Consider the following 8,928-nt stretch of genomic DNA (forward strand, 5'->3'; position numbering starts at 1 on the left):
CCCCAACCTTCCCCTTTCCTAAAAAATTTCCCATTATCCGCCCTACATTTTTTATGCTTTTTTTGTTTATTATACTTCTTTTTTTTAAACCCCCCCCCCCCCCCGGGGGGGGCCCGGCCCCCCCCCCCTTTTCATATTCAGCCTTCCGAAGAGCTCAGTCCTTCTCGAAGATGCGCGCCTTGGCGACGACACCGGCAATGGCGCCGCCGATCAGCGGTGCAACGATGAACAGCCAGAGCTGGCCGATCGCGGCAGTTCCCGAAAACAGTGCCGGACCGATCGAGCGGGCCGGGTTGAGCGAGGTGCCGGTCACCGGGATGATGGCGAAGTGCAATCCTGCCAGCGTCAGGCCGATGACCAGTCCGGCGAACGCCGTCGAGTGCTTTTCCGCCGTGACGCCAAGGATCACGGTGACGAAGGTGAAGGTGCCGATCACTTCCCACAGGAATGCCGAGCTGACACCCCATTTCGTCACATCCCAGCCATTGGCGCCGAAGCCGGTGGTGTGTCCGCCAACCTGGCCGGAAACGATGATCCACAACGCCAGCGAAGCAAGGACGCCGCCGATGACCTGCGCGATCCAGTAGGGGATCACGTCCTTGGCCGGCAGCCGGCCGGCAAGGAAGACGCCGAGCGTCACCGCCGGATTGAGATGCGCGCCCGAAATGGGGCCGATCGCATAGGCCGCCGCGATGAGGCCGATGCCGAACGCCAGACCGATGCCTTCCTGGCCGAGCGGCAGCGCGCCGCCGAAGCCGCCCGTCACCACAGAAGCCGTACCGATGAACACCAATAGAAATGTGCCTAGAACTTCCGCCAGATAAGTCTTCATTGCCCTCTCCTCGTGTCGATCCGCCGGTCCACCTTTGCGCGCCGCGAATCACAACCGGAAGAGTATTCGCAACCAGAAAACTTGGAAAGCAGAGCGGTTGTGCAGGCCGACCTGCTTGTGCGCGCCGGTTGCGCGCTCTAGAGCAGGGCCGGAATAATTTTCTGCGTGACGGAACAAGACCATGCGACTGGGCGGACGACTGGCTGCGGCCATCGAAGTGCTGGAAGACATCGGCCGGCGCCACCGGCCGGTGGCGGACGCGCTGAAGGATTGGGGCCTGTCGCATCGCTTCGCCGGCGGCGGCGACCGTGCGGCGATCGGCAACATCGTCTATGACGCCTTGCGCCACAAGCGTTCCGCCGGCTGGCTGCTGGGGCAGGACACGCCGCGCGCCATCGGCTTCGGCGCGCTGCTGCTCGAATGGCGCCAGACGGCACAATCGCTCAACGAGGCGCTCGATGGCGACAAGTTCGCACCGCCGCTGCTGACCGCCGCCGAGCTTCAGGCCATCGCCGAACGCCGGCTTGACGATGCGCCGGCCGCGGTGCGGGCGGATGTTCCGGACTGGTGCGCGCCGCTTTTCGAGCGAGCCTTTGGCTCGACCTGGGCCGACGAGGGCGCCGCGCTTGCAACGCGCCCGCCGCTCGACCTCAGGGTCAACACCTTGCAGGCCAACCGCGACAAGGTACTGGCCGAACTGACGGGAACCGGCGCGAAACCCTCGGCAATCGCGCCACACGGCATCCGCATCCCGCCGATCGACGGCGACGGCCGGCACCCGAACGTGCAGGCCGAGCCGGCTTTCCAGAAGGGCTGGTTCGAGGTCCAGGACGAAGGCTCGCAGATCGCGGCCGCCCTTGCCGGGGCCGAAGCCGGCATGCAGGTGCTGGATTTTTGCGCCGGCGCCGGCGGCAAGACGCTGGCACTGTCGGCTTCGATGGAAAATCGCGGCCAGATCTTTGCCCATGATGCCGAAAAAGCACGGCTGGCGCCCATCTTCGACCGCATCCGCCGCTCTGAAAACCGCAATGTCCAGATCGTCACCAAGCCGGCCGAACTCGCGCCGCTCGGCAACCACATGGACATCGTGCTGGTCGACGCGCCTTGCACCGGCAGCGGCACCTGGCGGCGCCGTCCCGATGCCAAATGGCGGCTGACGCAAAGGCAGCTCGATGCACGCAAGGGCGAGCAGTCGGCGATCCTCGATGCGGCCAAAGTCTATGTCAAACCAGGCGGCCTGCTGGTCTACATCACCTGCTCGGTGTTTGATGAGGAAAACGGTGAGCAGATCGCGGCCTTTCGGAACCGTAACAGCGGCTTTGTTTCCGTCGACCACCGCCAGCTCTGGGACAGCCGTTTTCCCGGCCATGAGGCAGCCGCACGTATCGGCGCCGAAGGCGACATCTCGCTGTCGCCGGCGCTCAGCGGCACCGATGGGTTTTATCTCTGTGCGTTACGCAGATCGGCCTGAATCCAATTCCCGACGGATGCGTTGCGCCGGCCGGCAGGCCAGGTCGATTGTGCAGTGCAGCAAAAGCATTTGCCTGCCGTCCATGCCTCTGCAATAAGCTTATCCGCGTAAAGGAAGGCAGCGGCAATGGCAGCAAAGATCGTACCCGCCCCGGACTATGAGGATCGCGTCAGGACCTCCTTCGCGCGTCAGAAGGCGATGGCCACGATCGGCGCCGAACTGACGCTGGTGACGCCCGGTATCATCGAGATCGAGATGCCCTATTCGGCGGCATTGACCCAGCAGCACGGCTTCCTCCATGCCGGTGTCATTTCGACGGCGCTGGACTCGGCCTGCGGCTATGCCGCCTTTTCGCTGATGCCGGAAAATTCCGGCGTGCTGACCATCGAGTTCAAGGTCAACCTCCTGGCGCCGGGCAGGGGCGAGCGCTTCCTGTTCCGCGGCTCGGTGACCAAGCCAGGCCGCACCATCATCGTCGCCGACGGCCAGGCCTACGCCTTTGCCGCCGACGGCGAGGCCAAGCTGATCGCCACCATGACCGGCACCATGATGACGGTGGTCGGGCGTGATGGCATAGAAGGGTGAGGAGCCGTCCGCGAAGCGGACGGAAAGCCCCCAAATGGGCTTTCCGAGCAACGAACGCCCGGAGCCATAGCGGAGGGCTGGGCGCCGGTGAGGGCACGTCGCCGTTCTGACCTCCAGTGTAGGTGATTGGGTAGAGAGGAATAGATCATGACCGGTAAAGTGTCGCGCCTGTCGGGCAAGGACGTCCTCTTCGTTATGGCGGCGCAGGCCGAATACGGCCCGCACCTCAAGCAGCTGTTCACGCCGCTGATGACCGGTGTCGGTCCGGTCGAGGCCGGCGTCAGGCTGGGTGCTGAACTCTCCTGGCTGAAATCGCAAAAAGCACTGCCGGATCTCGTTGTTTCGCTCGGTTCAGCCGGCAGCCGGACGCTGCAGCAGACGGAAATCTACCAGGCGGTTTCGGTCAGCTACCGTGACATCGACGCTTCGCCGCTCGGCTTCGAGAAGGGCGCCACCCCCTTCCTCGACCTGCCGGTAACCGTGCCATTGCCCTTCAAGATACCGGACATCAAGCAGGCGACCCTGTCGACCGGCGGCGCGATCATCACTGGCGCGGCCTATGATGCTGTTGCCGCCGACATGGTCGACATGGAGACCTTCGCCTGCCTGCGCGCCTGCCAGCTGTTCGACATTCCGCTGATCGGTCTGCGCGGCATTTCCGACGGGGCGGCGGATCTCAGGCATGTCGGCGACTGGACCGAATATCTTGAAGTCATCGACGAGAAGCTGGCCGACGCCGTCATGCGGCTCGAACAGGCGATCGGCGACGGCGCCCTCCGGACGGAACCACCCCATGAAGATGCCGGAACAGCCTGAAAGTCGGGCTAAGCAACCCATTGCGTCGACTCGTTTCTTTCTCTAAACGCTCGCCATGAAAACAGCCAATCATCCCGACACCGTCCTGATTGTCGATTTCGGCAGCCAGTTCACCCAGCTCATCGCCCGCCGCATCCGCGAGGCCGGCGTGTTTTCCGAGATCGTGCCGTTCCAGTCGGCCGAAGCGGCATTCAAGCGCATCAATCCGAAAGCCGTGATCCTCTCCGGCGGCCCGGCTTCTACCGGCGATATCGGCAGCCCGCGCGCGCCGCAGATCGTCTTCGATTCCGGCGTGCCGGTGCTCGGCATCTGCTACGGCCAGATGGCCATGTGCGTGCAGATGGGCGGCGTCGCCGAAAGCTCCGACCATCGCGAGTTCGGCCGCGCCTTCGTCGAGATACAAAAGGACAGCCCGCTGTTCGAGGGCCTGTGGGCGCCCGGCCAGCGCCATCAGGTGTGGATGAGCCATGGCGACCGCGTCATCTCCTTGCCCAAGGGCTTCGAAGTGTTTGGCAAGTCCGAGGGCTCGCCCTTCGCCATCTTCGGCAACATCGAGCGCAAGATGTACGGCATCATGTTCCATCCCGAGGTGGTGCATACGCCCGACGGCGCCCGGCTGCTCAGGAATTTCGTCCACAACATCGCCGGCATCGAGGGCGACTGGACCATGCGCGCCTACCGCGAGCACGCGGTCGAGACGATCCGCAAGCAGGTCGGCAAGGGCAAGGTCATCTGCGCGCTGTCGGGCGGCGTCGATTCTTCCGTTGCGGCGCTGTTGATCCACGAAGCGGTCGGCGACCAGCTGACCTGCATCCTTGTCGACCACGGCCTGATGCGCAAGGACGAGGCCGCGGGCGTGGTGGCGATGTTCCGCGAGCATTACAATTTGCCGCTCATTCTGGTGAACGCTTCGGACCGTTTCATCGACGCCCTCGAGGGCGAGTCGGACCCGGAAAAAAAACGCAAGACCATCGGCCGGCTGTTCATCGAGGTGTTCGAGGAAGAGGCCAAGAAACTCGGCGGCGCCGAATTCCTGGCGCAGGGCACGCTCTATCCCGACGTCATTGAAAGCGTCTCCTTCACCGGCGGCCCGTCGGTGACGATCAAGTCGCACCACAATGTCGGCGGCCTGCCCGCGCGCATGAACATGCAGCTGGTCGAGCCGCTGCGCGAACTGTTCAAGGACGAGGTGAGGGCGCTCGGCAAGGAGCTCGGCCTGCCCGAAAGCTTTATCGGCCGCCATCCATTCCCCGGCCCGGGCCTCGCCATCCGCTGCCCAGGCGGGATCACCCGCGAAAAGCTGGAGATCCTGCGCGAGGCCGACGCCATCTATCTCGACGAGATCCGCAAGGCCGGCCTGTACGACGCCATCTGGCAGGCCTTTGCCGTGCTGCTGCCGGTGCAGACGGTCGGCGTGATGGGCGATGGCCGCACCTACGAGTTCGTCTGCGCGCTGCGTGCCGTCACCTCGGTCGACGGCATGACGGCGGATTTCTACCACTACGACATGGCCTTCCTCGGCGCCGCCGCCACCCGCATCATCAACGAAGTCCGCGGCATCAACCGTGTCGTCTACGACGTGACGTCGAAGCCGCCGGGAACAATCGAGTGGGAATAAAGGTCGGTCGTTCGCCAGCATTCGGCGACTATCGAAGAAACTTCATTAAGACTCCGAATCTTATCTGCTTTTCTCGCTACGCCTATCGCTGACTATCGCCCCTAAGCGGAATCATTTGACGGTATATCTGACGGCATTCCTTTTCGCGTCATTTTCGCTGCAGACTGATGCCGTCAGTGCGCCGGCCTCAAGCATGTTGGCATATTTCGAGGTAAGGCATTGGATCCAATGGGCTCTCCCAGAGCCTTGACGGTAAAACGAATGACGGTAAAATTAGGCATTTCACAATCCTAGATGCGCCCGTCCGTCTCCTCCTATGCTCACAGACATCGCACTTAAGAAGCTGAAATCAAAAGAGAAAATATACAAAGTCACTGATCGTGACGGTATGTACGCGACCGTGGCTCCCACAGGGCAGATATCGTTCCGATACGACTACCGAGTGAATGGTCGGCGAGAGACAGTGACGCTTGGCCGCTATGGTGAGGGAGGCATCTCGCTAGCAGAGGCGCGTGACCGCTGTCTTGCCGCACGAAAAATGGTGGCAGCCGGCAAATCACCAGCCCAGGAAAAGCAGCGTTACAAGAGGCGCCTGTCTGAGACGGGCACGTTTGGCGATGCCGGCAGAAGATGGTTTAAAGAGGCGAAGATGGCGGACAGCACGCGCTCCATGCGAAAAGCCGTCTTCGATCGAGACATCTTGCCGATTTGGGACAAAAGGCTCCTCACAGAAATAACATCGGGCGATTTGCGGGCGCTATGCGCAAAGGTGCGGGACCGTGGCGCACCAGCAACCGCCATTCATGTCCGGGATATTGTTAAGCAGGTCTATGGTTATGTCATTCTGCACGGCGAGAAGATCGCCAATCCGGCGGACGAGGTTGGGCCATCTTCGATAGCCACCTTCGAAGCGAAAGACCGGGCGTTGTCACCCGTAGAAATTCGAATCATGCTGAAAGAGTTGGAGAATGTGCCGACTTTGCCGACTCTTCGGCTGGGCCTAAAGCTGATCCTGCTCACGATGGTTCGGAAGAGTGAGCTTCTGGACGCTACGTGGGATGAGGTCGACTTCGAGAACTCGGTATGGAGCATTCCCAAAGGGCGAATGAAGCGGAAGAAGCCACATAACGTCTACCTGTCCCGCCAGTCCCTCGACATCATGATTGCGCTCAAGACTTGCGCTGCGAACTCTCGATATGTGCTTCCATCTCGCTATGACGCTGACGAACCCATGTCGCGCGCGACCTTCAATCGGATTACGATGGCGATTGTGGACCGCGCAAAACAACAAAATCTGCCGCTTGCTCCGTTTACGGTGCACGATCTACGGCGGACCGGCTCCACGCTCCTAAACGAGATCGGATTCAATCGCGACTGGATCGAAAAATGCCTTGCACACGAAGACAGTCGCTCCTCCCGCGGCGTTTATAACAAGGCTGAATACGAACCGCAGCGGCGCCACATGCTGCAGGAATGGGCCGACATGATTGAAGCGTGGGCGGCTGGCAATAAACACGCACCCACGCTGCAGCCGATTTCCGGGGCAGCCGTCATCCTCGATCCGATTTGACCGGCCTCGTTTTCCGCGACCGCACGTCTGGTGCCGGGGCCAGTTCGATCGAACCAGCAAAGGACGCGTTCCGCCGTTCCTGAATCCAGGCTTCGACTTCTCCTAGGTCCCAAACGACGCAGCGGGGGGTCAGATTGAACCGTCGGGGGAACTCGCCTCGCTGTTCCATTTCGAAAATGGTCGTGTCCGATAGCGGGACGATTTCTCGCAATTGCGATCGGCGAACAGTTCGCACGACCTGTCGCGCCTCAATGTGCGGTAGAACCGGAAGGGGGCGATCCGCTGGCGCGGCCTCTATGCCCTGGCAGCTTTCGCGTTGAGGTTGCTTCTGCCGTTTGACCATTTGCATACCGAAGGGCTCCTTCGGGCCACTGATCGCGCATCTGCTCCAATCTGAGTATAGCTCTCAACTACGACCACATCGTCTCCTTTTGACCAACCGGCGAGCTTTGCGATGGTCAGCAAGCCTAGGTTTTGCTCACTCGCACATCGACTTCGCGACTGCGTCTCGAAGGCCTTCTGCCTCTTGGGCTGTTTGGACCTGTCCTCTTCGCTCACGGTTAACCCTTTGCATGGCTCCGCGTCGGGTGGATTCATGTAGTCCCGGAATCCAGGTCCTCATCGCTCGGATTCTCGGCTTGCCGAATGAACGTGATCGTCTCGGCGAAGTTGCGGCGCGTGACGGTCCCGATGATCAGGCCGACGTTGCTCATCTCATACTGCCTCGCCGTGTTCGAGGAGGACCAGGCCATCCATTGCGTCCTGGATCACGCGCTCGTAGAGCTGGGCCAGGTTCACCTGAAATATCCGAGGGACTTGCTCACCTAGGACGGCCATGGCGTTCGCCAGCTCCAGAGCGGAAACCAGAATCGTTCCGGCAGAGTGCGGCGACATCCATCACGGTGATTGAGCGGACCGCGAACACGCCCTGGACATCGGCGGCGTGCTGTGCCCCGATGGAATTCGGGACAGCTTGCCCTGATCCTCAATGCAGGTCGTAGCCATAGGTGCGCGGCGGCCATGTCGAAATCCGCCCAAGTGACTATAAGCTTGCGCGGGACGCTCAGAAAGTCGCTTGCGTCGCGCGATTGCGTGGGCTTGCAGACCGCGGGAAGCGACCTCAGCCGCGAGCAGCCGGCTGACCCGTTTCCCTGACGCGTAAATCTGGCCGGCCGGAACGACCGGCGGGGATTATCGGAAGAGCAGACGGACCGTTTGCGAAAATCATGGTTTCAATTCCTTGGTCGGTGGAAGCGAAACCCGGCCAGTAGGTAGTGGCCGTCTGGCGTCGGCCGCTTGCCGAAGATGGCCTGACCGACGCGCACGACAGTGGCGCCTTCCTCGATGGCCTCCTCGAAGTCTCCGGTCATACCCATGGAGAGCCCGGTCAGCGCGGCGTTGTGCTTCACGGCTTCGTCCCGCAGCCGGCGCAGCAGAATGAAGCAAGGCCGCACCTTGGCCATGTCGGAGGAAAACAGCGCAAGTGTCATCAACCCGCTTGGCCGGAGACGGGGAAGCTGATCGAGCCTCTCCACGAAGGGCAGCAGTGCGTTCGGATGGAGGCCGAACTTGCTGTCCTCGCCAGACGTGTTGACCTGCACATAGACGTCGAGGAAGCGATCTTCGCGCTCCAGCCGCGTGTTCAGAAGGTCGGCGAGCTGCAGGCTGTCGAGCGCATGAAACTCACGCGCGAAGCGGGGCAGATATTTGGCCTTGTTGGTCTGCAGATGTCCGACGATGCTCCAGTCGATGGCGAGATCGTGAAGCGCCTCGCACTTTGACAGCGCCTCCTGGATTTTGTTTTCGCCGAAGGTGCTGATGCCGACCTCGAAGGCATATCGCAGGATTTGGGCCGGCACCGTCTTGGTGATCGGCAGCAAACGCACGGAGGCTCGGTCGCGCCCGGCCCGTGCGCAAGCAAGCGTGATGCGCTCTTCAACCGACGCCAGATTGGTGCGGAAGCGGGTAAGGGGATCAGGCCCGAAGCGTTCGACGTCCTCGGGCGAAAGCGGCGGATTGTTCGTGCCCATTGTGAT

At 61.8% G+C, this 8,928-nt stretch carries 9 protein-coding genes; 5 read left to right on the forward strand and 4 right to left on the reverse strand.

Going from position 1 to position 8,928, the window contains the following annotated elements; all coding sequences use genetic code 11:
* Positions 1-154: 154 nt before the first annotated feature.
* A complete protein-coding gene (locus AC0L2U_RS21215; protein ID WP_013530368.1) occupies positions 155-832 on the reverse strand; it encodes an MIP family channel protein in 678 nt (225 codons plus the stop codon).
* Between the two features lie 181 nt (positions 833-1,013).
* Between AC0L2U_RS21215 and AC0L2U_RS21220 the strand changes: the two genes are divergently transcribed.
* The 5 genes from AC0L2U_RS21220 to AC0L2U_RS21240 all read left to right on the forward strand — a co-directional run bounded on the left by AC0L2U_RS21220 (position 1,014) and on the right by AC0L2U_RS21240 (position 6,892).
* Positions 1,014-2,303: an RsmB/NOP family class I SAM-dependent RNA methyltransferase gene (locus tag AC0L2U_RS21220; RefSeq protein ID WP_473602618.1), complete on the forward strand. Its 1,290-nt coding sequence runs from the start codon at positions 1,014-1,016 to the stop codon at positions 2,301-2,303.
* Between the two features lie 126 nt (positions 2,304-2,429).
* A complete protein-coding gene (locus AC0L2U_RS21225; protein ID WP_013530371.1) occupies positions 2,430-2,888 on the forward strand; it encodes a PaaI family thioesterase in 459 nt (152 codons plus the stop codon).
* 147 nt (positions 2,889-3,035) lie between these two features.
* Complete coding sequence (locus AC0L2U_RS21230) at positions 3,036-3,704, forward strand: 5'-methylthioadenosine/S-adenosylhomocysteine nucleosidase (RefSeq protein WP_127807752.1); 669 nt, start codon at positions 3,036-3,038, stop codon at positions 3,702-3,704.
* A 55-nt stretch (positions 3,705-3,759) separates the two neighbouring features.
* Positions 3,760-5,322 (forward strand): glutamine-hydrolyzing GMP synthase, encoded by a 1,563-nt coding sequence (gene guaA / locus AC0L2U_RS21235; RefSeq protein WP_023809008.1) that lies wholly within the window; start codon positions 3,760-3,762, stop codon positions 5,320-5,322.
* 316 nt (positions 5,323-5,638) lie between these two features.
* On the forward strand, positions 5,639-6,892 hold the full coding sequence (locus tag AC0L2U_RS21240; protein WP_473602619.1) for a tyrosine-type recombinase/integrase: 1,254 nt from the start codon (positions 5,639-5,641) through the stop codon (positions 6,890-6,892).
* Here AC0L2U_RS21240 and AC0L2U_RS21245 read toward each other — a convergent pair.
* The 3 genes from AC0L2U_RS21245 to AC0L2U_RS21255 all read right to left on the reverse strand — a co-directional run bounded on the left by AC0L2U_RS21245 (position 6,873) and on the right by AC0L2U_RS21255 (position 8,922).
* Positions 6,873-7,241 (reverse strand): helix-turn-helix transcriptional regulator, encoded by a 369-nt coding sequence (locus AC0L2U_RS21245; RefSeq protein ID WP_473602620.1) that lies wholly within the window; start codon positions 7,239-7,241, stop codon positions 6,873-6,875. The genes AC0L2U_RS21240 and AC0L2U_RS21245 overlap by 20 nt on opposite strands.
* Positions 7,242-7,485: 244 nt before the next feature.
* Positions 7,486-7,644: a hypothetical protein gene (locus AC0L2U_RS21250; RefSeq protein ID WP_473602621.1), complete on the reverse strand. Its 159-nt coding sequence runs from the start codon at positions 7,642-7,644 to the stop codon at positions 7,486-7,488.
* A gap of 480 nt (positions 7,645-8,124) precedes the next feature.
* Positions 8,125-8,922: a YggS family pyridoxal phosphate-dependent enzyme gene (locus AC0L2U_RS21255; protein ID WP_473602623.1), complete on the reverse strand. Its 798-nt coding sequence runs from the start codon at positions 8,920-8,922 to the stop codon at positions 8,125-8,127.
* Positions 8,923-8,928 lie beyond the last annotated feature (6 nt).

This window comes from Mesorhizobium sp. WSM4808 (assembly GCF_055811675.1).